General features: G+C 37.8%; 17 protein-coding genes. 11 read left to right on the top strand and 6 right to left on the bottom strand.

Translation table 11 applies throughout. The features are described from left to right. Positions 1-42: 42 nt before the first annotated feature. The gene (locus LVD16_RS22680; protein WP_233770582.1) at positions 43-1,560 is read right to left on the bottom strand and encodes a RagB/SusD family nutrient uptake outer membrane protein; all 1,518 of its coding nucleotides are present in this window, start codon (positions 1,558-1,560) and stop codon (positions 43-45) included. A gap of 11 nt (positions 1,561-1,571) precedes the next feature. Next, complete coding sequence (locus LVD16_RS22685) at positions 1,572-4,682, bottom strand: SusC/RagA family TonB-linked outer membrane protein (protein ID WP_233770583.1); 3,111 nt, start codon at positions 4,680-4,682, stop codon at positions 1,572-1,574. Positions 4,683-5,084: 402 nt separating this feature from the next. Between LVD16_RS22685 and LVD16_RS22690 the strand changes: the two genes are divergently transcribed. Then, complete coding sequence (locus tag LVD16_RS22690) at positions 5,085-7,913, top strand: triple tyrosine motif-containing protein (RefSeq protein ID WP_233770584.1); 2,829 nt, start codon at positions 5,085-5,087, stop codon at positions 7,911-7,913. A gap of 24 nt (positions 7,914-7,937) precedes the next feature. Here LVD16_RS22690 and LVD16_RS22695 read toward each other — a convergent pair whose 3' ends face one another. After that, positions 7,938-8,339 carry a response regulator gene (locus LVD16_RS22695; protein ID WP_233770585.1) on the bottom strand — a complete coding sequence of 134 codons (402 nt, stop codon included), beginning with the start codon at positions 8,337-8,339 and terminating at the stop codon, positions 7,938-7,940. 298 nt (positions 8,340-8,637) lie between these two features. On the opposite strand from LVD16_RS22695, the gene LVD16_RS22700 reads away from it, so the two are divergent. Both LVD16_RS22700 and LVD16_RS22705 read left to right on the top strand, forming a co-directional pair. Next, on the top strand, positions 8,638-9,531 hold the full coding sequence (locus LVD16_RS22700) for a hypothetical protein (protein ID WP_233770586.1): 894 nt from the start codon (positions 8,638-8,640) through the stop codon (positions 9,529-9,531). 96 nt (positions 9,532-9,627) lie between these two features. After that, positions 9,628-12,660, top strand: coding sequence for an ATP-binding cassette domain-containing protein (locus LVD16_RS22705; protein ID WP_233770587.1), 3,033 nt, complete (start codon positions 9,628-9,630; stop codon positions 12,658-12,660). 1 nt (position 12,661) lies between these two features. On the opposite strand, the gene LVD16_RS22710 is transcribed toward LVD16_RS22705, so the two are convergent. From LVD16_RS22710 to LVD16_RS22720, 3 genes are read right to left on the bottom strand one after another with little or no spacing between them, the layout of a single operon-like run. Next, entirely contained in the window at positions 12,662-15,862 is a 3,201-nt protein-coding gene (locus LVD16_RS22710; protein ID WP_233770588.1) for a DUF7948 domain-containing protein, read from the bottom strand. Positions 15,863-15,918: 56 nt separating this feature from the next. Continuing rightward, a complete protein-coding gene (locus LVD16_RS22715) occupies positions 15,919-18,486 on the bottom strand; it encodes an ABC transporter permease (protein WP_233770589.1) in 2,568 nt (855 codons plus the stop codon). Further along, the gene (locus LVD16_RS22720) at positions 18,486-19,178 is read right to left on the bottom strand and encodes an ABC transporter ATP-binding protein (RefSeq protein WP_233770590.1); all 693 of its coding nucleotides are present in this window, start codon (positions 19,176-19,178) and stop codon (positions 18,486-18,488) included. Before LVD16_RS22720 ends, LVD16_RS22715 begins: the two co-directional genes overlap by 1 nt. A 124-nt stretch (positions 19,179-19,302) precedes the next feature. Here LVD16_RS22720 and LVD16_RS22725 point away from each other — a divergent pair, with 124 nt between their 5' ends. The 8 genes from LVD16_RS22725 to LVD16_RS22760 all read left to right on the top strand — a co-directional run bounded on the left by LVD16_RS22725 (position 19,303) and on the right by LVD16_RS22760 (position 24,693). Continuing rightward, positions 19,303-19,920, top strand: a complete 618-nt coding sequence (locus tag LVD16_RS22725) for an arylesterase (RefSeq protein ID WP_233770591.1) — start codon at positions 19,303-19,305, stop codon at positions 19,918-19,920. 498 nt (positions 19,921-20,418) lie between these two features. Beyond that, complete coding sequence (locus LVD16_RS22730) at positions 20,419-20,790, top strand: BlaI/MecI/CopY family transcriptional regulator (protein WP_233770592.1); 372 nt, start codon at positions 20,419-20,421, stop codon at positions 20,788-20,790. Further along, on the top strand, positions 20,787-21,818 hold the full coding sequence (locus tag LVD16_RS22735; RefSeq protein ID WP_233770593.1) for a M56 family metallopeptidase: 1,032 nt from the start codon (positions 20,787-20,789) through the stop codon (positions 21,816-21,818). The genes LVD16_RS22730 and LVD16_RS22735 overlap by 4 nt, the downstream gene beginning before the upstream one ends. 75 nt (positions 21,819-21,893) lie before the next feature. Continuing rightward, on the top strand, positions 21,894-22,856 hold the full coding sequence (locus tag LVD16_RS22740; protein WP_233770594.1) for an alpha/beta hydrolase: 963 nt from the start codon (positions 21,894-21,896) through the stop codon (positions 22,854-22,856). Next, positions 22,834-23,112 carry a tetratricopeptide repeat protein gene (locus LVD16_RS22745; RefSeq protein ID WP_233770595.1) on the top strand — a complete coding sequence of 93 codons (279 nt, stop codon included), beginning with the start codon at positions 22,834-22,836 and terminating at the stop codon, positions 23,110-23,112. The genes LVD16_RS22740 and LVD16_RS22745 overlap by 23 nt, the downstream gene beginning before the upstream one ends. Positions 23,113-23,181: 69 nt before the next feature. After that, entirely contained in the window at positions 23,182-23,718 is a 537-nt protein-coding gene (locus LVD16_RS22750; RefSeq protein WP_233770596.1) for a hypothetical protein, read from the top strand. Positions 23,719-23,728: 10 nt separating this feature from the next. After that, on the top strand, positions 23,729-24,112 hold the full coding sequence (locus tag LVD16_RS22755) for a hypothetical protein (protein ID WP_233770597.1): 384 nt from the start codon (positions 23,729-23,731) through the stop codon (positions 24,110-24,112). A gap of 119 nt (positions 24,113-24,231) precedes the next feature. Further along, entirely contained in the window at positions 24,232-24,693 is a 462-nt protein-coding gene (locus tag LVD16_RS22760; RefSeq protein WP_233770598.1) for a hypothetical protein, read from the top strand. Positions 24,694-24,856 lie beyond the last annotated feature (163 nt).

The following is a 24,856-nucleotide window of genomic DNA, read 5'->3' on the forward strand; positions in this document are numbered from 1 at the left end:
AAGCACCCGGAAATGGGTGCTTCTTTTATATTGGATTAGATATTAATATCCATCATTTTGTCTAAGACCAGCAGATCTCACGTCATTAAGTGGAATTGGCAGGTGCTCATGAGTTCCAGTTTTAAAACCTAACGGACCTAACTCTTGAGGTGCTAGCCCCCAACGAACTAAGTCTAAGAATCTAAAACCTTCGAAGGCTAACTCTAATTGACGCTCAGTAACTATAGCATCAAAAAGATCACCTCCCGTTGCAGTTACATCAGGTAAATTTGTTCCTGGTCTGCTTCTTACCTCATTAATGTAATCGCGAGCTTGCGCCTCATTGTTAGTTCTATATTCAGCCTCTGCAGCCATCAATAGAACATCAGCATATCTGATAATTTTAAAGTTTGTGGTATAATTTAATTCTCCCACATCTACGGTATTGGTATTGAATGTTCCGTATTTTCTTCTGAAATATCCTTCAAAATCATAAGCATCATCAACACTCCAGTTTCCTCCATTATCTTCTAATTCCTCTTCAGACATCACGGTGTAAACTCTTCTATTTACATCGCCCGCATCTACATAGGCATCGTACATTTTTTTGGTAGGAACGTTAAATCCCCAACCTCCAATTAAAGAATCACCAGGAGCCATAGTATAATAATCTGCTCTTGGCCCCATTAATTGTACGTGGATGTTACTTTCAGGTCTTCCTCCCCATGGGAAATTCCCCCAATCATATGCTTCAGCAGATGAGAAAGAAAGTTCAAATAAAGATTCTTTACCGAACTCACCTTCCTGAGAAAATACGATTCCCAAATCATTCTCAAGTTCATAAACTCCCGAACCTATCACTGCATCAAATTGAGTTTTAGCTTTAGGGAAATCTTCCATGAATAGATATGTTTTACCCAAAAGTGCTTGGGCCGCACCTTTAGACATACGGAATTTATCCATATCAGCATATGCACTCTTTAAAGGAAGATCTGCTATTGCATCTAAAAGATCAGATTCAATTTGTCCATAGATATCCGCCTCAGGAGTTCTTCCAAACGTTGTATAACTGCTTGGATCCACATCACCTAAAACTAATGGAACATCACCCCAAAGGGTAACGAGATCAAAATAACACAAAGCCCTAAGCGCCTTAGCCTCTGCCACTAATCTCTTCTGAAAAGCATTTTCTCCAGTAGCATTAACAACTACTCGATTCGCTCGCATAATAGCTGCATAAAGGTGACCCCAAACATCTCTTACTTTGTCATTCTGATCGTCAGTTTTGAAGTCATCTAAAGTCTGATAACCTAACTGATCACCGTTATTACTGCCTCCAGCATTCCCTTCATCTGATAATAGTGTTTTTACCATATACAAACTAGCCCAGTTTGTATTGTACTCCGCTGAAATCATATCATAAATCGCAGTAACACCTAGATTCAGATCTTCATCAGTTTTATAATATTCTGTTTCAGGAAGTTTCCCTGGCACCTCTTGGTCCAGAAAGTCCTCACAAGCTGTGGCTATGAATAATGTCATTACCACAAATAATATTTTCTTAATTGATATCTTATTCATAATAATTCTTCTTAAAAACTAAATGATAATCCTCCTAAAATAACTCTTGGAACAGGGTAAACTCCTCTATCAATACCAATTGATCTCACATCATTACTTCCCGCTTCAGGATCCAAACCAGGGTACTTTGTGAATGTGAAATAATTATCTAAGGACACATACATTCTTAAATTTTTAATACCAGCATTCTTCAATACTGATTGAGGTAAGGTATAACCTAACTGTAGCTGCTGAATTCTTGCGAATGAACCATCAAAAACCATTAAGTCACTGCTATAGATGAATGAATCATCTGTATTTGCTGCAAACCAGTCATTTGTAGAGCCTTCACCTGTCCATCTATCTTCATAGAAGAAAGCAGGTTTGTTGGTAGTTGGTCTATCAGTTCTGTTGAAGCCCATAACCACTTCTCTTCCAAATTGTCCTGTTACGAATGCAAGAAAATCAAAACCTTTGTACTTCAACTTAATTGTGGTACTTAATGTATAATCAGGAACAGCATCTCCCAAGTAAACTCTGTCATCACTATTTATTACGCCATCATCGTTTTGATCTATGATAACAGGGTATCCAGGCTCCGGAGTATAACTATCAGGAATCTCAGCTAAATAAGCGTCAACTTGTTCTTGATTTTGGAAAATTCCATCAGTTTCAAAACCTGAATAAAACCATACTGGTCTACCTTCAGTAAATTGAGTCACCTGACTCCAACCTGTTCCTACATTTACACCTGCAAGCACCGGATAGTTAGGATCTAAATAAGTTACTTCATTCTTCAATGTTGAGAACATAACGTTAACATCATAACTGAAGTCTCCAGCAGTATTACCATAACCTAGGTCAAATTCCAATCCTCTGTTAAGAACCGTTCCTGCATTAAAGAATGGTAAACCATTTCCAACAAATCCTGGAGGTGATCCTGGAGTGATAAGGTCTTTAGTAGTCTTTTTATAGTAATCAAAAGTAAAATTTAATTTACCATCTAAAAATCTAAAATCAGCTCCAAAATCTAACTGCTCACTTGTTTCCCAAGTTAAGAAAGGATTTTGCAGGTTTGTTGGTGCAGCTCCTATAATATATACGTCACCATCCGGTCCTGGAACAGGATATTGTATGATACCATTAATATTGGTAGAGATTGAGTTTTGCCATTGCCCTGGGCTTAGGTTAGATAAACTACCATTTTGACCCCAACTCGCTCTTAACTTGGCATAGTTAACAATACTAGATAATCCTGTTGGGAAGAAGTTTTCATTAGAGAACACCCAACCAAGTGATACTGAAGGGAAAGTACCCCACTGCTTACCATCTGCCAACATTGATGATCCGTCTCTTCTTACCGTAGCATTAAATAAATATTTATCTTTATATTCATAGTTAATTCTACCAAAGAAAGATGCTAAAGTTCTGGTTTCATACCCACTTCCTATTCTATCATCATCTTGAGGAACGTAATCAGCATAAGACCACTTATCTTGTTCTCTAAATAGACCTGCATAACTACCATTGATCCAGTTCGCAGTATATTTTTGTTGAGATAAACCTGCTAACAACGTAAAGTGGTGATCACCTATGTTTTTGTCATAAGAAGCAAAATTCTCAAACTGCCAAGTATACCACTCATTCCAGCTATCTGATCCATTAGCATCTGTATTTAAGCTTTCTGAAGAAAACCAGAAAGAAGGGGTCCAATTATGATATTTTTGCCATGCTGCATCAATACCAAAACGTGAAGTAATTTTAAGACCTTCTATAGGCGAAAGTTCCAAAAATACATTACCTAAAATCTTATTTTGAACTGTATTTCCATTTGCAATATCGATTCTTGCTAAAGGGTTTCCATACTCACCTTTTACAAAATTAGAAATTCCATAGTAATCTCCATTCCTATCTGTCAATAGGGGCTTATCCATGTTATTAACTACATGAGCCGGCAGAAATTCGTTATCTTCATATGTAACCGGTGTAATTGGGTCTAATGCTAATGCACTACCAACTATAGATCCAAACTCCGTATCTTCTGAAATACCTTTTCTATTCAGGTTAGCATAAGAAATATTTTCACCCACGGTCAACCATTTCTTAATCTCATGCTTTGAATTAAATCTGAAAGTGTATCTATCAAATTTGGCTTTATCTCCACCAGCAACACCTTCTTGCTTGAATAGTGTACCGCCAACAAAATAAGTTGACTTATCAGTACCTCCACTGAATGTTAAACTATGGTTTTGCTGAGGAGCATCTTGAAAAAGTTCGTCAAACCAATTTGTACCGTTTCCTACTGGTGGCAGATCAGTTTCAGCAGGAGCTCCAGATACTCCAGCAGTTTCCATATATTCCTGGTATTGCTGAGCATCCATCATAGGCATTAAATCTGGTCTTACAGACTGAACTCCATATTGTCCACTGTAAGTAACAGTAGTGGAATTTGCCTTACCTTTTTTAGTTGTAACGATTACAACCCCATTTGCACCCTCTGCTCCATAAATAGCTGCTGAGGCCGCATCTTTTAACACTTCAATTGACTCTATTTCTGAAGGACTTAAATAATCCATACCAGCAGCACCAGTTCTAACACCATCTATAATGAATAATGGGTCAGTTCCACCATTTGATGATACTCCTCTAATTCTAATTTTAGTACCACTACCCGGTGAACCTGAGTTTCTAACGATGTTAACGCCTGAGGTTCTTCCTTGTAAAGCCTGATCAATTCTTCCTGCAGAAACTGTTTTCAATTCATCTGCTTTTACAGAAGATATAGCTCCAGTAGTTAAACTCTTCTTCTGAGTACCATATCCAACTACTACAACTTCCTCAAGAGTCTCCACATCCTGAGCAAGCACAATATTGAAATTAGTTTTATTTCCTACTACCACTTCTTGTGATAAGTAGCCTATAAAAGAAAAAATCAATTCATTTTCCGGTGCGGCCTGTAGTGTAAAGGAACCGTTAATATCTGTAACAGTACCTTGGGTAGTGCCTTTTACAAGAACACTCACTCCAGGTAGCGGATCCGAAGTCTCCGCATCAGTCACTGTACCTGTGACTGTACCCGACTGGGCAAGAGCCCATCGAGAAAGAATCAAAAAGCTAATGATTAAGTAGCATTTTACTTTCATACATGTAAGGGTTTTAGTTAAGATTTAAATTACTTCTACAAAACGATTGCACAATCGTTTGCAGGTTTTGGTAGTTAAAAACTCATGCAAGATAGTTTTACACTTCACAATGCCAAAAAAAAGTACTACACTTAAATTACATCATGCGCTCCCACTGCCTCAACAAAAATACATCATGTAAAAATAAATTATTGATAATCAAATATTTAACCAATACATTCACTACTACAACACGGCGTTTTTTACCGGATAAAAAGTAACTAAATATTCTTTTATTAATAAATTCGCACCTATCTAAATTATTTTAGCGACCTTCATAATATGACTTTCAACCTGACCAATAAACCTCTTTTTATATCTAGTTTAATTATTGCGTTGATAATTGTAATATCACCTATCGCTATGTGTCAAAACGACATAGAACTTGCAGGAAGGCCGGGAATCTTACATTATACACAGAACGAATTTAAGGGGGATCAGCAGTTCTGGTCAGTGTGTGAAGACAATGATGGCATCCTCTATTTTGGCAATAATGACGGCACATTAATTTTTGACGGTGAGGAATGGCACAAGGTGAAGCTTCCTAATAACTCATCAATACGTAGCCTCGCCTCAGATTCAGCGGGTAACGTTTATGCAGGTGGTTTTAATGAATTCGGGCTGATTAAAAAGGATATAACTGGCAAATACTATTACCAATCGTTATTTGATACACTGAAATTTTCAGATAATAAGATAGAAAACCTATGGGATGTACATATTGTAGATAACACCATAGTCTATAGAAGCTTTATAAAGCTCATTGCCATCTCAGGTAAGAAAGCCACTCAACTTCCCGCCACAAGCCATTTTATTAATTCTTATGTAGTTAATGGAAATTACTTTGTACAGGATATTGCCACTGGAATATATAAACTGGATTTGAAAACTATGCAGTTTGAGCAATACTTCACTAAGCAGGATCTACTTGGCGAGGAAATTATATCAATATTACCGACGGATAACACTGATTCGCAACTTGGCATTAGTAAAACCGGCAAAATTTTCGAAATAAATATAGCTGAAAAGCAGTGTAAACTAATAGAGCAGCTATTTTCTAATGAGGACGCAAATCAGGTAGAATGTGCCATCAATGTTAACAAAGACATCTACATAGGCACATTAAGCACTGGAATAATAAGAATTGATCAAAATGGCCATATTTTGGACAATGAAGGAAGTCTCCCTCAGCTTCAGGATCAAAGCGTACTCAACTTATATAAGACTCAACAGGGTAATGTCTGGGCTCTATTGAATAATGGTCTTGATTGCATTACTTCTAACTCGCCCATCACCTCTATTTTTCAGAATGCTAGTTTATTTGATGTATTTATAAAAGATCAGGCAATGTATCTGGCCACCAACCAGGGTGTATTTTATTCTGATAATTTTAGAAATAGAATACCAAAATTTAAAAAAGTGGTAGGCACAGAAGGCCAAACATGGTCTATAAGAGAGTATAAAGGAGATATTTTAGCCGGACATGATAAAGGACTTTACAAAATAGATAAGCTCAACAGCAAAAAAATAGGCAGTACTTCAGGCATTTGGAAAGTAATACCTGTAAGAGAAAATTCGGACATATTCTTAGCTGCCAATTACAGTGGCCTCTTTGTTGTCACTAAAAGAAACGGTGAATGGGTTTATTTAAACGAAATACAAGGATTTGAAGAATCAACGAGAGATATTCTTGAGGCCGATGAAGACGGAACTTTCTGGGTATGCCATGGATTTAAAGGCGTTTTTAGAATTAAAATAGATACTAACTACGAAAGAGTAACCTCAGTGGAGCATTTTACTACTCAAAATGGTCTGATTTCTCCCTACAGTATCAATGTAGCCAAATGGGAAGACCAAATCATCTTCACCACCGACAATGGCATTTATACATACAATAAAACCAATAATCAGTTTGAACCACACGCCAAACTGAACTCTATCCTGGATCCCACAGAGAATACTCGAACCATCATGCAACACGGTGACAAGACCTGGTTTATACAGGATGATGAGGCCGGATACTTCTTAACAAATAATCATGAGGAGTATGAAAAGGGCTACTTCCTACAGTTTAAAGGTGAATTTAATCGCGGTATGGAGTGTATAGCACCTCTTAACAGTCAACAGGTAATGTTAGGGACCAAGATGGGCTTATACCTTTTTGATCTAACCTACAAAGAGAGAGTAGCTCCTGCTCAGACTATAATCACCGGAGCTCAGTATATGTCAGCTACGGAAAGTGAGCACCTTCCTTTAGATGGAGAAACAATCACCTTACCCAACAATACTAATTCTATCCGATTCGATTTTGCAGTTCCTGATATGCAAAATGATGTTGACATTCAGTATTCCTACCAATTAGAGAATATGGATGAGGAATGGTCCACTTGGCAATCTGATAGTTATAAAGAGTATTCCCATCTGAGACCAGGAACTTATACTTTTAAAGTAAGAAGCAGAAGCCTGGTAGGTACGCAAGGAGAAGAAACTTCCATAAGCTTTAAGCTATTGCCATTGTGGTATCAAACAAAATGGGCCGTTATATTATACTTTTTAGTGGCATTCTTGATCACCATAGCAGTAATAAAAATAGTTAAGGCCAGGATTATAAAAGAAAGAGAAAAAGCCAGAGAAGAAGAACAAAAGGCGAAAAAGCTTTTAGAGCTAGAACTGGAACAGTTAAAACTAAAGGCTGAGAAGGACAAAATTAAGCGTGATAAAGTGCTGCTGGAGGAAGATGTAATTCTTAAAAGTAAAGAGCTGGCCAATTACACTATGATGCTTGTAAAGAAAAAAGAAATTTTCTCTGAGATTCAAGGTGACATCAAAGAATTAAGAGGGCAGGTTAAAACTGAAGGATCCAGAAAGAAATTACAAAATATGTATTCCAAACTCAATAAACATTTAATAGGTGAGGAATACATGCAAGTTTTCGAGTCCAATTTTGAAAAAGTACACCATGATTTCTTCAATAAACTAAAAGCAGAATACCCTCAACTAACTCAGCGTGAGCTTAGAGTTTGTGCTTTCATTAAAATGAACCTAACTAATAAGGAGATTTCTCCACTATTGAATATTTCTGTAAGAGGTGTAGAAACTGCCAGATATAGAATCAGAAAGAAAATGAATCTGGAGCATGAACATAACTTCACAGAATTTTTAGAAGGACTAACGGAAAAAAGTAAGAGGTGAAAATAGGTGGTAGGATGAGTAGGTTTACTTCAAAAGCTTTCTGATGTTTTCAAGCTTTTGTTCAGTAATTGGCTTCGACTGAAATAAGAGAACATCTGAGTTATTTTTTATTCTCTCCTTGTCATTACTATTGTCTGAGCTGGTAAGAACAATTATGGTTACTTTTTCTCTAATTTGGTCTGAAAACGTGGAATACTCCTCTAAAAACTTGAATCCATCTATTACAGGCATGTTTAAATCCAGGAATATAACATCTGGAATATCCTGAATAGGAGCTTCTGCCAGATAGGTTAAGGCCTCTTTAGCGGAGTAATAAGTGATTATTCTTTCAGCAAACTGATCAAACTCTAAGACTTTCTGATTAATAAACACATCGATTTCATTGTCATCAATCAGCATGACAACCTCCGCACTTTTACTATTCATCTCTCCCGAATTCAAACCAAAAAAATTAAGCAGCGATATTAATTATTAACACAGATGATTCCTACTGACTACAAAAAACAATTCCATCAAACTAAGAAATATCATATATATTAGTCATTTAAAAACATTATTATCTATACATCCCCGTAATTGTCGCAAAGTTACTACTTACCAAATATTAGTACACATTCTCCTCCAGAAATTTATAGAGGCCGAATCAGTAAAAAATGACCTGAGATGTTTTATTCGCAAAAAAAATATATTAAAATTGAAGAATCATTATTTAACTAGAAAAACTATGAATTATAAGAGACTCGGGTCCATATCCTTTTCTTTATTATTAATATTTGGCGTGTTTTCATGCGGTCAAAAAGCTGAGAAGGAAAGTGAGCAATCTTCAGAAGAATTTGAAGCCGCTGAATCTGATTTAAAAGAGCAGATAGAAGAAGTAGTTTATGAAATCCCTTCTCCTTCTGAAATACCTTCTTTATTGGAAAGAACGGGCGCAGAATACAATGGCTCATTGATTAATTCTAATGATAAGGCAGAGTCTTATGCATCTAGAAATGATAAAGCAGCTTTAAATTTAGGTGCGTATGCTACTGACATCGGATACCTGGTATCTTATGATAAGGTTCAAGAGGCACTTACTTACATGAGCTCTACAAAGAAGCTTGCAGATGATTTAGGTGTTACTGGTGCTTTTGACGCCAGCCTAATCGAAAGATTTGAGAGCAACCTATCAAGAAAAGATTCTTTAGCGATCTTAATCAACTCTACCATCAACAAAACTGAGTCTTATCTTAAAGATGATGACAGAAACAGACTTGCTGCACTTGTAGTTACTGGTTCTTTCATTGAAGGTCTTTATATTTCTACAGCTTTAGTTGATAGCTACCCTACAGACATACTTCCTGAAGACAAGAGAAACCTTGTACTTACTCCGCTTATCAGAGTGGTATTAGAGCAGGAAAAATCTGTGAAGGATTTAGTTAAAATGCTTGAGACTATTGAAAATACAAGCCCAGTAGCTGAGATGATCACTAAACTAGAAAGCCTTGTTGCTGACTACGAAAAGCTTGATATTGAAGAGCAAATTAAAAATAACAGAGCTGATTTGGTTCTTTCTGATGCTACACTTGCTGAAATTACAAAGAAGGCAGCTGAGATCAGAAGCTCTATTGTAGAGTAAGAAAATTAGCACATAAAAAAATTAAAAGGATCGAATCTTATTCGATCCTTTTTTTATTGCCGCAATAGTATATATTCGTGTCTTATCGTGTAGTGTATGAGTGAATCAGTTCTAAAAACAATCATCCAACTTTTTGCCATTGTAGCCAAGGAAGACTCTGTGACCGTAGAGGAAAAGCGTTTGATTGAAGCATTTTTAAAAGATCATCTAAACAAGGCCAAAGTAGAAACATACCTGCAGCTGTTTGAAGAGTATAGTGAAAGCATCACTCATAGCTCTGAAAACCAACTTGAAGAAGAGCACGATCAGATTAAGAAGATCTGTCAGCATATTAACTCTGAGCTCACTCAAAAGCAGAAGGTGGTAATTATTCTGGAACTGATAGCTATAATACTTGCAGACAGCCATATCTCAGATCGTGAAGAGGAATTAGTGCGTTTCACTGCTAGTCTTTTCAACATCCCTGATGAAGAGGTCTCACTGATAGAGTCCTTCGTAACTGCATCTGAGCAAAAGGATATAGATAACAGCAATATTCTGATCATATCCAGAGAAGACAGTACTCTACCCAAAACTCATTTCATAGGTCGATCAGCATTAGAAGGGCTCATTTTCGTATTACATATTAGTACAGCAGATACTTATGTAATTAAATACCTGGGAACCACAGACTTATACCTTAATGGCGTACCTATTAAAAATGGTAAAATAAATGTTCTTGGCACTGGATCTACCATAAAAGCTGACAAGGTTCTCCCCATATACTACGGTGATATATTAGGACATTTCATTAATTCAGATGAGGCCAATTTAATTAGCTTTCATGCCAATAATCTCAGTTTTAAATTCAAGAATGGCAAACTAGGATTGAGAGACATCTCCATTCAGGAAGAATCTGGAAAATTGGTAGGTTTGATGGGAGCCAGCGGAGCAGGAAAGTCGACACTACTTAATGTGCTTAACGGTAATGAAACCCCAACCGATGGGCAGGTGTTGATCAATGGAGTTAACATTCACACCTCTCCTGAAGAAATAGAAGGCGTTATTGGCTTCGTACCCCAAGACGACCTATTAATTGAAGACCTTACTGTATATCAGAATCTATATTTCGCTGCCAAGCTTTGCTTTGCACATCTTACAGACCAAGAAACCGAAGCTCTTGTAACTAAGACGTTGAGTAGTCTAGGGCTTCTGGAAACCAAGGATCTGAAAGTAGGCTCACCGTTGGAAAAAACCATAAGCGGAGGCCAAAGAAAGAGGCTTAACATAGGACTGGAATTATTGAGAGAGCCTTCTGTTCTGTTTGTTGATGAACCGACATCTGGCTTATCTTCCCGAGATTCTGAGAATATCATGGATTTGCTGAAAGAGCTCTCTCTAAAAGGGAAACTAGTATTTGTAGTAATCCATCAACCATCATCAGACATATTTAAAATGTTTGATAAGCTGGTGATATTAGATACTGGTGGTTATCAAATATACTACGGAAACCCTGTGGAAGCTGTAGTTTATTTCAAGGAGATGATTGAGCTGATCAACAGTGAGCAGGGAGAATGTCTGGAATGTGGAAATGTTAATCCAGAACAAATTTTCAATATCATTGAAACTAAAGTGGTGAATGAATATGGCAACTTCACCACCGAAAGAAAGATTAGTCCGGTTCAATGGAATCAGATGTTCATTGATAAGCAAAAGAAGCCTCTTACATCTCAAGGATTTGATAACCAGCCTCATAGCACCTTAAAAATACCTTCTCGCTTTAAACAGTTTCAGCTATTTGCCAGAAGGGATGTCTTCTCCAAGATGAGCAATAAGCAGTATCTGCTTATCAACCTGTTAGAAGCACCTATTCTAGCTTTTATTCTGGCCTATATTGTTAGGTACTTTGTCACTTATCATACCACAGATCCTGAGTATCTGTTTAGCAAAAACCTAAATATCCCTGCCTATTTATTTATGAGCATTATTGTGGCTCTTTTCATGGGGCTTACAGTTAGTGCTGAGGAGATTATACGTGACCGAAAGATTTTAAAACGAGAGTCTTTTTTACATTTGAGTCGAAGCAGCTACTTGTTTAGCAAAATAGCCATCCTATTCACCCTTTCAGCGATTCAGACCTTCACATTTGTGCTGGTTGGTAACGGTATTTTGGAAATTAAAGGAATGTTACTCACCCATTGGATGATACTTTTCTCTACCTCATGCTTTGCTAATGTATTAGGCCTTAATATAAGCTCAGCCTTTAATTCGGCCGTAACCATCTACATTCTAATACCAATATTGCTAATACCTCAACTGCTACTCAGTGGTGTAGTAGTTAAATTTGATAAACTTAATCCTGACCTTAGTCATACTGGTCAAGTGCCGCTCATTGGTGATCTCATGGCTTCCAGATGGGCATTTGAGGCATCTATGGTGAGTCAGTTTAAAGACAATACCTATGAGAGTCAATTTTATACCTATGATAAAATTATGGCTCAGGCTGACTATAAGAAAATCTATTATATTCCCACTCTGGAAACCAAATTAGAATACTGTCTGAACAACCATAAAAATGAAAGTGATTCTATACAGACTATCATAAATGAGAATCTTGAGCTTTTGAGTAGCGAAATATCAGGCGAACTCAAAGTTATAGGTGAGGATAAGTTTGATGTAAATGTGCTCCAAAAATCCTTCAGTTATGATATATATGAAAGCACTTCGCAATTTTTGAAGAACCTGCACGCCTTCTATTCCAGACGCTACAACAAAGCGGATAAAGAAAAAGACAGAATTATCACCGGTATGACTGAGACTATTGAAGAACGAAACGCGTTTGATCAGCTCAAAAATGAATATCATAATGAGGCCATTGCTGATATTGTTAAGAATCAGAATGACCCTCATAGAATCATTGAATCTGAAGGTCAGCTGATTCAGAAGGTCTTCCCTATCTATAAAGATCCTGATCCAAGTGGCTTTTTAGATTATGGAGAACAATTTTACGTACCCAAAAAGCATCTTTTCAATAGGTTTTTTGATACCGTAGTTTTCAATATTGCCGTTATATGGATGATGTCGATATTCTTGATTATCAGCCTTTATTTTGATGTTCTAAGAAAGATAGTTACAGGAATGGGCAAATAAGTTATTTGATCACGTGTATCCAGCCGTTACACGTGGTTTCACCTTCTATATCAGCTTCATAATAATATACACCTGAAGATATATCAGCACCCTGCCAATCATTCTGATAATCAGATGATTCGTATATTTTCTTACCCCATCGGTTATATATTTTGAGAGACTTTTTAGCTGGGCCAGTTATGATCTGAAAGTAGTCATTATCCCCTTTAGCTCCGGGGGTTATGACATTAGGAACCTTAATATCATAGAAATCCAGAGTTACAGCACTATCGTAAGGACAGTTTTCGTTTTGGCCTGATAGCTTGATTTCATAAGTACCGTCCTCTGAATATTCATAAGCAACACTCTCTCCTTCAAGTGTTTGTCCATCTCCCAATGACCATCGATAGTCTGCACCACCCGTGGAGTTATTTTCTAAGTGAAGTATTGGTCTTGAGAAACAATCGTATTCTTTAGCTGCCTGAAATGAGATGTTGACTTTAGGAGTAACGTCTACTTTCACCTCAGCGATTTCAGAACAACCGTTCACATCAATCATGAACACGGTGTAAATAGTATTCTCAACAGGAGACACTACAGGCCTGGCCTCAGTAGAGGTAAAACTACTATCATTACTTATCCAAAAATACTCCACCCCTCCAAACGCTTGAAGCCGATAACTATCCTCTTCACAGATGAAACCATCAGCGCCTACACCCATATTTTTCTCGAATACATCCACCACATATGACGTAAAATCTTCACCTATACATGTAGTTGGGTCAATGGCCTTTAGAGTTATTGTATAGCGCCCGGGGCTTCCATAGTCGTGCGTTATAAAATCAGTATCAGAGGTGGTAAGACTATTTCCATCACCAAAATTCCATTCAAACACCTCTCCCCCTACGCTCAAATTCTCAATTATTAATGGACTTGGAAAGCATATCTTGTTTAAACCTGGCTGATCAAAATCTATTGAATTAGTCTGGAGCCGAGCACGAAGAGAGGCCAGGTCAAATTTAAATGCCGCATTGTTACAGTTTCCACTATTGTTAGTTTCAGACCAGGCTCCTGGGGTTGGTGGAAAATCTGATGTGGGCTTCCCATCTACATTAAGAGATTGGCAACCAGCACAAACTGCATGATATACAATACCACTTTTATCAAAACGGCTAGTACCACCATCTACGTGGGTTGCAGATTTATTTCCTCCTAAAAATGTAGCATATAACAATTCAGAGGCATCTCCTGATAGTGCCATCAAGTAAAAATCGGACCCAAGGGTTTCACTTTGGTAAGCATCAGAAGTAATGGGCATACCAATGGTACTGCCTCCAAAGGCACCAAACGACTGATTAATCTTACCTCCCCATCCGCTGAGATAAATATTATCGCAATCATTAACTAAAAATGCCGTTGGAGAAATATCTATGCCGTTACCTACTGAGCCAAAGGTAGTAGAAAACTCCAGAGCAGTGAGATCTGAGCTGTATTTTTGGAGAAATTGACCATCTCCTACGTTATAGACATCTCCTTTTATATCAAAATCAACACTATTGGTTTGTCCAAAAGTGTAGATAAAATCGTCGGCGTCTACATCGATGAAGTAAACCTGATCATAATTGGTTTTGCCAACATATGTCCCGCCTAATATAGTAGATCCATCTTCTGCGAACTTCACTATCCAACCATCTACGTTTGTCACTCCTCTGACGCCCAGTGCTGTAGAATCAGAATTTGTTCCTCCCGCCACTATAATTTCACCAAAAGAATTAGTTTTAACAGAATAGAAAGCATCGGAGAATGTTCCCCCCAGATATGTAGACCATTTCAAATTAGTTAGATCAGGATCCATTTTAAAGACAACTGCATCCAGACTTCCTGCTAATGTATCCTGCACAGAATTTACTACATCAAAATCATTAGAAAAGGTCTTGCTAGCCACCAGAATATCACCCTCTTGATTGATGTAGATATCCCCCCTTGATTGATCTCCATAGTTAGCGCTAAGGACACCAACGGACAACATAATGCCATCATTTGCACTTCCTCCTATAAATGTGGATCCCAGTAACCCCGATCCTGATGCATTAAATTTTGTAATGATGATATCAGACCCCTCGCTGAACTGTATACCGACCACATTTACACCATTTCCTCCTGCAAATGAGTTCTGATAGGCCTGGGCACTAACAGGGTAATTAGAAGAACTGGTTACACCCATCACATACAATTCATTTTGATCATTCACAATCATACTTTGAGGGACTTCATTCTTATTACCTCCCAAATAGGTGGCATAAATTAGATTAGAACCGACGGAATCGTATTTCAATATAGCGATATCCCATAGGCCCTGGGTACTTACCTGATAGGCACCGGCCGTTGCGGGAAAATTACCTGGAGCATTTATGGCAATACCTCCAGAGTACAAATTACCGCTTTCATCATAGGTGGCTGTACTGCCCCAATTATCGGCTGTAGATCCAGAATATGTTGAAAATATTAATGTAGGATCGATGATTAAATCATAGCATTCATCAAACCCCAAAGGAAAGGTAAAACTCACAATATCACCGTTTAAAACATATTGACAAGCTACTTGCTCCTTATTTCCATTTATGTACTGGTAAGCGTAAGGCCTTTCCTCCAAAACTTCATTAACGCTGGTCTTTATCTTTAGGCGACCATTTGAAAGAGAGAGATCCATAGCCCCATTGTAACGCAATTGTATACTAGCGGGATCATAGCCTGCTTCTACCCTTAAATCATATTTTACCGTATTACCAGTTCTTTTATATTGTAAATCCACCCCATCATAAAGGTTATTATAGTTAAGCTGGTCATAAGCATTTACATTACCTCGCCATTGAGAACTGTCACCTACGTAAAAATTATATTTGGTCTTGAGAAGATTTGCTGGTTGTATTTCTGTTTGCTGGTTAGCTCCAATGAAATCCACAAAATAGGAATGAGCACTAATGCCCGATTCATCCTGGACCTCGCTCATATCCTCAACATTATCATGAGATAAGGTATGAGTTATCTGATCATAATTGTAAAAAGTATATACCAGCCTGTTTTTAAGAAAATAGACCTCACCTTCTGGCAAGGTTCCTTTAAATAAAATCTCCGCTCTCCATTGCCCTCGGTTCTCTATAAATTTAATGGCAGGAACATCAGCCACAGCAAATGATGCACTCACCACAAAAAAGAATAGCATCAATATGAACCGAGACTTTAGCATACCATTAAAATAGTCAATTCATAATGTCTTTCCTAAGCTTCCTTCCTAAGCACTTCTAATGGCGACTTATTAATAACATCTCTGGTATTAAACCAGCCTACTAAAAGTGTAAGGAAGATAACACCTATCCAGATCCATAGTAATTCTATGAAATTAGGCATGAAAACCACTTTAAAGAAATAAAGTGCCAGTATCCAACCTGAGATTACTGCCAATACTAACCCAACTAAACCTGCGAAAAAGCCCAAATATGTATATTCCAGCAAGGTCATTCCTACTATCTGCCGCTGGGCGGCGCCGATGGTTCTGAGTAGTACATTTTCCTTAAGTCTAAGGTATTTGCTGTTAATAACAGCACCAGCAAGCACCACTAAGCCAGTTAAAATACTGAACAAGGCCATGAACTGTATTACGAAAGACACCTTTCCGAAGAACTCATCTATGGTAGATAATATCAATCGAAGATCTATTAGTGATACATTTGGATACATAGTTACCAGTTCTCTTTGATAGGCATTGGCTTTGCCATCATCTTTTACCTTGGTAGTTAGCACATAGGTCTGTGGAGCCTCCTCGAGCACACCATTTGGAAATACGAAGATAAAGTTGGGAGGATCCTTTTGCCATTCCACATCTCTAATACCACTTACATAAGTAGTCATCGGAATTCCTTGCACATCGAAAGTTACGGTATCTCCAATACCAACTTCCAAATCTTCCTGCATACCTTCTGAGATGGTTACATAGATAGAATCATTAGAAATGTGTTGTGCCACCCCTTCCAAGAGTTCCTCAGCATTGCTTAAAGAATCTCTGTATGTTACTCGATACTCCCTGGTAATAGCCCAGTTTTTAATACCATCAGTGGTATCACTTTGTATTTCACTGACCGTTTTGCCATTAATAGCGCCTATTCTACAAGTAACAATAGGCACCACCTGCTGAACAGGTAGTCCTGCCTCTTCTGTGAGTTTCACAACCCCATCCTTCTGTGGCGGCTGAATGTCAAATAATATAGTGTTCGATTGATTTTCTTGGCCCACAAATTCTACCTGATTCAAAAGATTAGATTGTGCAATATTTAAAGTAGCAATCATAAAGGCTCCAAGGCCGATCACAACAATTAATACTGTGGTTTGATTATTAGGCCTGAACAGATTGGCTAAACTCTGTCGCCATACAAAGCCCCAGCCTGATGGAAAGTATTTCCTAACTAACTTCATAAGCAAATGTGCCATTCCCGCAAGGGCTGCAAAAGCAACTACCAACCCTAAGAAGAAAGAACCGCCAATTAAGAAGCTACCTGATTGATAAGTAGCAAATGCAAACGGAAACAACAGAATACCCATAATAACGAACCACCGCATTCGGGATTTGATATTTTCTTTCGAAAAACCCGTTCTTAAAACACTAAGTGGCGGCACAAACCTTACGGCATTAAGCGGTAAAGTGGAAAATAGCACCGTAATGATAAAGCCCAGCACCAGCCCTTCAGCTATAGACGACCAAGCCACATGAAGAACTAAATCCAGAGGTATAAACTCTTGTAATAATGGTGGCAGTGCAAACTGAATTCCTATTCCTAAAGCAATACCCAGGATGGTCCCCACCATTCCTAATACTACACTCTGTATAAAAAATATATTAAAAGCCTGCCAACCAGACGCACCTATGCACCTTAAAACGGCTACACTTTCTCTCTTCTCTTTTACATAAATATGAACAGAACTGGCTACACCTATACAACCCAAAATTAAGGCAATAAAAGCCAGCAAATTAAAGAAGCGATATAGGTTTTTAACACCTTTACCCAGACTCTCTTTTCGCTCTTCTACAGTATCAAAAGAATGGCCATATTGACGCACCACCGGTTTGAGGTACTCTTCCGCTTTCTTGGTTTCTTCTTCATTATTTAATTTAAAAAACTGACTATAACGGACGCGACTGCCATACTGCACCAAACCAGTTGAATCAAGATAACGCTTTGAAATATAGATAGATGGAGTAAAAGTAGACCTTACGCCTCCTCCACCTGGAATTTTAAAGACCTCTCCTGCTACCTTAAAAGTAACAGTACCCAGCTTGATGGAATCTTCAGAACTCACATCATAATGACTGGCCAAATTCTGATCTACCATTGCAAAGGGTCCAGGCCCTTCTTTTACTTTTTGCATGGCATTATCAGGAGAAGTCTCAAGATCACCGTAAAACGGAAAATCTCCCTCAATGGCTACCACCCGCACCAACCTGGTGCCTGGGCTACTGGTCATAAACATAGCCATTGATGCCAGGGCTGATTGAGAAGACTGCTCAGACTCTACAGAATCGAACGCTTGCAGTATTTCTGTTTCGAAGGGCGTATTACCTTCTACCACCAGGTCAGCGCCAAGCAGATCTTTGGCCTGGTCATCTATATTTCTTTTCAGATTTACATTAAAAGAATTGATAGATACTAAGGCAGCTATACCAATTATAATTGAGGAAACAAACAAAAACAGACGTCCGAAGTTCTTCCGGGTATCCTTATACGCCATCTTCCAAACCCACTTATCCTTAAACAAATGAGCTTTTTCTCTGATTACCTGAATTCTATACTCCATTAAGAAACAGCCTTAGATTTTCGATCAGATACCAGTTTACCACCTTTTAGCTGCAGTATACGCTCCGTATGCTCTGCCAGTTCCAGATTATGAGTAACCATAACCAGGGTGGTGCCTTCTTGCTTGTTAATATTAAAAAGCAGGTCCGTCACCTTTTCTGCTGTTTCTTCATCAAGATTTCCCGTAGGCTCATCAGCAAAGAGGATTTTTGGGCTCGTGATAAATGCCCGAGCCATGGCCACACGCTGCTGCTCACCTCCGGATAGTTGTGAAGGATAATGATGCATCCTATCCCCAAGACCTACTCTGTTTAGAAGTTCTTTCCCCTTCTCTTTATAGACTTTCTCACCTCTCAGTTCCAAAGGCACTGTTACATTTTCTAGAGCAGTAAGGGTAGGCAACAGTTGAAAATTCTGGAAGATAAACCCAACATGTTGATTTCTAATATATGCTCTATCATCTTCACTAAGGGCATTGAGTTTCATATCTACCAATGAAACAAAGCCAGAGGTGGAAACATCTAACCCGGCACACAAGCCAAGTAAGGTAGTTTTACCGCTTCCTGAGGGACCTACAATGGCCATACTCTCCCCTTCTTCTATAGTAAATGAAACATCATCTAAGACAGTAAGAGGCTTAGCGCCAGAATGAAAAGATTTGGTGAGATTTTCTACAATAAGTATTTTAGACATAGTTATAACAAGCTGACGGAGTGACCGTTTAAAACATTAAAATTTTATCAGTATGTAACCTAATGATAAAGTTTGGAGTAAAATTTGATGTTATAGCAATTTAAAATATCACTTATAATTTATCATGCTAAAGAAACAACTTATATATATACTGATTGCAGGCATTTTTGTTTTATCTGGCTTTAATTCAGAGCAAAAAACCATTCTCTTTTTTGGCGATAGCCTTACGGCCGGTTATGGTTTATCTAAAGAACAGGCTTTCCCCGCTCTTGTGGAAGACCAGCTCAGCGCTAAAAACATGAATTACAAGGTAATAAACGCTGGTTTAAGCGGTGAAACATCTGCCGGGGGCCTTTCCAGAGTAGACTGGATTCTAAAGCAGCCTGTCGATGTGTTTGTATTGGAGTTAGGAGCCAATGATGGCTTACGCGGATTACCTCTAGACCAGACCCGCAATAACCTGCAGGGCATTATTGATAAGGTGAAAAAGAAAAACCCCAACGTAAAAATAGTGATCGCTGGGATGATGGTACCACCCAATCTGGGCCCTGATTATAGCAGTGAATTCCAAAAGATATTCCCACAAATTGCTAAGAAAAATAATGCCACCCTTATCCCCTTTTTACTGAAAGATGTAGCTGGAGATACCAACCTGAACCAAGCAGACGGTATTCACCCCAATGTAAAAGGGCATAAGATAGTCGCTGATAATGTGATGGAGGTGTTGAAGGGAATTTTGTAGTGTGCATTTTGACGAAGCAGTTTGACGAACCTTAATTTTCAACCTCTTTTTTGGATATCTCCGCCTCTGTTGGTGTTATCACGTGTTATCACCGACAGAACTACGGATTTTTCAGTTTATCCCACTCAAGTTTTAACCGAAATTCCAATTAATAAATATGTCCCGCTTCCATCCAAATTGTTGGTGATAACACCAACAATGGCATAGATGGAGGTGTTGAAGGGGATTTTGTAGTGTGCATTTTGCTGAGGCAGTTTGACGAACTTTAATTTTAACCTCCTTTTTTGGATATCTCCGCCTCTGTTGGTGTTATCAGCGACAGAGCTAGGGATTCTTCAGTTACTACTACTGAAGTTTCATCAGAAATTCCAATTAATAAATCGCTACCGCTACCCACTTAATGGCATAGCGCTTTACACAAGAAAAACTTTCATACTACATTTGTAGAAATGAATATCTATTCTATATTTGTAGAACAAAATCTATAAACATAGAAACATGAAGCTATCTAGCAAAGAAGAGCAGATAATGAGTCTAATCTGGCAGAACGGCCGGGTGTATATGAAAGACTTGATGGAAGCGCTCCCTGATCCTAAACCTGCACCAACTACTGTAGCTACTCTTTTGAAACGTCTTAATGAGAAAGGTGCCATAGACTATGAACTGCATGGCAACTCCAGACAATATTACTCGCTAATTGATAAGAAAGATTATTCTTCATCTTATCTGAAGAATATGATATCCACCTTTTTCCAGGGATCAAGTGGAAGGTTTGCCTCATTCTTTGCCCAAAATGCTAATCTATCAAAGCAAGAATTAGAAGAGCTGAGAAGTATTATAGATAACAAACTAAAAGATAGTGAGTCATGATACTTTATATCATCAGATTTAGCCTGGCATTATCACTTGTCTACCTTTTCTATAAGGCATTGTTAGAAAAAGAAAAGGCTTTTGTATTTAACAGGTTCTTTCTAATCATAGGTGTAGTTATATCCTTAATACCCCCTTTTATTCCACTTCCGGGAACTCAGGAGATAAAATCAATTTTGATAAATGCTGAGCAAACGGCAGATTTTCAACTCATCCCCTGGCAAAACATTATTAATTGGCTCTATTTAGCCATCACATCAATATTCCTGATCAGGTTTAGTATGGATGTGTTTCACCTACTTGGTAAGATGAAGAAGGGTAAAAAAATTGATATTGAAGGTACTCAAGTAATCCTTACCCAACTGGCTCAACCACCGCATTCATTTCTAAATTATGTCTTCATCCATGAGCATGATTTTGAGGGCATTCATCAGGAGCTTATTGCTCATGAAATCACTCATGTAAAGCAAAGACATACTTACGATATCTTATTCATAGAGCTGGTAAAAGCCTTTTTCTGGATCAATCCAGTGGTGGGGCTCATAAAGAAATCTATGCGCCTTAATCACGAATTTCTGGCTGATGCTTCTGCGATCAAATGTGCTCCAAGTATCTCCAGCTATCAAAACATTTTACTTACCTATTTCACTGCCCAGGATGCTCCCGGAATGGCCAGTGGCTTTAATTTCTCCCTTACTAAAAAACGATTTACCATGATGACCAAACAAAAAACCAAAACTCAAATCATTAAACAAATATTAGTCTTACCGCTTCTGGCACTGATTATATGGTCCTGCTCTGATAATCCCGGGGTAAGTGGAAAAGAGATGCTGAAATACTGGAGATACACCGCTAGCATGGAGGAGATTCTGCAAACAGGTGTAATTAACAATGCTGATTTGAAAGAAGGCATTATATTACCCATTGAAAACAAAAAGCAATATAATGAGCTCAAAGACATCTATAACAGAATGAATAACACACAAAAAGAATCTGTTTATAACCTTCCTTCTTACTTAGGTGAATAAATCCATATTTACCTCATCCTAAGATAATTACATCGATTTATTGATACATTATTTACCCTTAAAACCTTAAGGATCATGAAAACTATTGCCAAAATTTTCCTCATCTTCATCGCTCTTTATGCTTCTGACCTACATGCCCAGGAGAGTGGTTCTTCGCCATTCTCAAATCAAACAGCCGTTAAAGGGAGTATTCAATCTAAGGTCTTAAATGAAACCCGTGATTTCTGGGTACAGATACCTCAAGATGCCAAGCCATACGAACGATTTCCTGTTGTGTATATATTAGACGGTGTCGTGCAATTGAGCGGGTTATCAACGGTACAAAATTACTATTGGGGGCATCATTTACCCAAAATGATACTTGTTGGAATTTCTAATCAAGCGAATTGTACCAGAGATTTAACGCCTACCAAAGTTAAAGGAGTGGCTAGCGGTGAATCAGAAAAATTTACTGAATTTATAAGCAAAGAACTCATCCCTTATATTGATAGCACCTATCCTACTACCCCATTTAAGACACTTATTGGTCATTCTCATGCAGGTTTGTTTACAGTAAATACATTCTTGCACCACACTGATCTTTTTAATAATTATCTGGCCATTGACCCCAGTATAGATTGGGATCAACAGAAATTTCTAAAAAAGTCTCTTAAGGAACTTAAGAATAAGTCATTTTCTAATCAGGCATTATACATCTCTCTGGCTGGTCCATTAGATAGATTAAACGATGAGGCCACCATTGACGATGTGCTGAAATCCGATTCACCTCATACCACTTGGGCCAGATCTACCCTTACATTTTGCAACGCTATGGAATCTTATGATGATAAAGCGCTGAGATTCAAATGGAAGTTTTATCCAAATGAAATTCATGGTTCAGTGCCTCTACCAACTATGATTGATGGCCTTTGTTATCTTTTTGGATGGTATCCTTTAAAGGATATATCAAAATACAATGATCCGGAAACATCTATTCAGGAACTGAAAACACTCATTGAAGAGCGAAGCGCCAGTTTTGTCTCATCACTTTGGCTATGAAGTACCACCGGCTGATGAAGAACTTCTACTCATGGGGTCCATGCTATATGTGCAATTAGGCCAGGCAGATAAAGTCGAGCTCTTTTTAAACTATGCCGTTCAATATTACCCCAAAAGTGAGCAGGCTCAATTTCACATGGCTCAGTTTTATATAGAAATCAAAAACAAAGAAAAAGCCATTGAGCACTTAACTAAAGCCTATGAGATCAACCACAACGACGAGTATTTGCAGCAAATAAACGAGCTTAAGGAATAGTGAATATTACAGTCAACTCTGCCACTGATGTCTTAGTGACTAAATAAAATTTATTACATTTAATATTGAATGGATAAATTACCAGATCCTGTTAATCACAAAGGCGAAGTACTTGAAATACTGGGCATACTTTTAGGCTTAGCGATGATAGGTTTTTACCAGTATTTATACCCAATCAGCATAAGTACTAATGAAAATAATTGGAGGGAGGTAGAGTTAACGAGTAAACCGGAATACTCAGAACGCGGGGAAGATGACGCCCTCTTTATCACATTTAGAGCTAAAGGCATTCCGAGTGATTTAATAATTACAGGTTGCTCATTTAATCTGGCTATAAAAGAAAAGTTATTAAATCTTAACACAGGAAGTATTGCCACACTTCAGCTCTCAAAAAAGAAAAATGTAATATTTCCATTTTCTGATGATTTATATGTTTATGGTTTGATCATTGAAAATGAAGAGCTTTTGACACCTGCAATTTATAACACCTGTGAGAAACGTGCCTGGACCAAGCCTATTTTCTACCTTATCATATTCTGCGTTATGTTTTTACCATTTTTATTCAACCATATAAATCGTATTATTTCAAAACGGAACGCTCATTAAAACTACCTCCATGTCCAAGAACAAACTCCTCCTATCCTTACCACCTTTCATAGCGGCTCTTTTTGACACATCCATCACTATAGCTGGACAAACCCAAAAATATTGGGACGGCGACTTATCACAGGCCAATGAAGGAAACCCCATTGGAGCCACCTTTATGAGCTGGCATGTTTCAGGGTTATTCATAATTTCGGGCATATGGCTGATTATTATTCCTCTTGCCGGTTATTACCTACCGAAAAAAGCGTCAAAAATATTTCTTCTCTTCGTATTGATCGCTCACTCATTTGGAGGTTCTACATGGCTAGTTTATAAATATCATTTCTGGCTGGCTATGTTATTTATCTTGTTTAATGCCACATTCTATGTGTTGATAAATGAAAGACATGCTTGAAGGTCAAGTTCTAGCACTGAGGATAGTCTTTATTAATTAGTACCTACCACCATTTAAATTATTTTATATAAATAATTTGCGATAAATTATTATATTATCATTCGTAAATATTTAATGTTATGACCAGAATTATTCCTTCTTTTTGGTTAATAGTAGTTTTGATGGTAGTAGGTGCTGCCTGTTCTAAAAAGAACCATGCTTCCAAAATTGAGCCTACTGATCATGTGTTAGTGGGTAAATCATGGAAAGAAGTGAATATTGAAGTATTCCAAAATGATTCACTTCAAAAGAACATTACGAAACAATTTATGAAGTCCGATCTGGATGATGTCATTATCTTCAACCCTGACGGCACCTATTTTTTTGATGAAGGAATATCAAAGGCAAGAACAGCAAGTGCTCAGATATACCAACGAGGACTCTGGCAAATAAACGAATTAAATCAATTGACATTTATTGAGCTCAATGGCGACAGCACCACCTACTCCATTGAGGAGATGTCTCCTGAAAAGCTCATCATTAAACTCCCCGCCAAGAAGAACGATTTGTTTTACGTTATGACATATGTTCCTCTAAAGTAATTAAAGAGCTAACCTCTGCTTGAGAAGTTCTCTACTCATTCTCATGTCGGAATTTTACAACATTTCACCGGATTTATTCTAATCCATCAGGGTAGGTGATTGATAACTTTACTTTTAGAAAGACTACAATAAAAGTTCGATAAAGTAGATCACTAAATCACAA

This window comes from Fulvivirga ligni (genome assembly GCF_021389935.1).
In the GTDB taxonomy this organism is placed as follows: Bacteria; Bacteroidota; Bacteroidia; order Cytophagales; family Cyclobacteriaceae; genus Fulvivirga; species Fulvivirga ligni.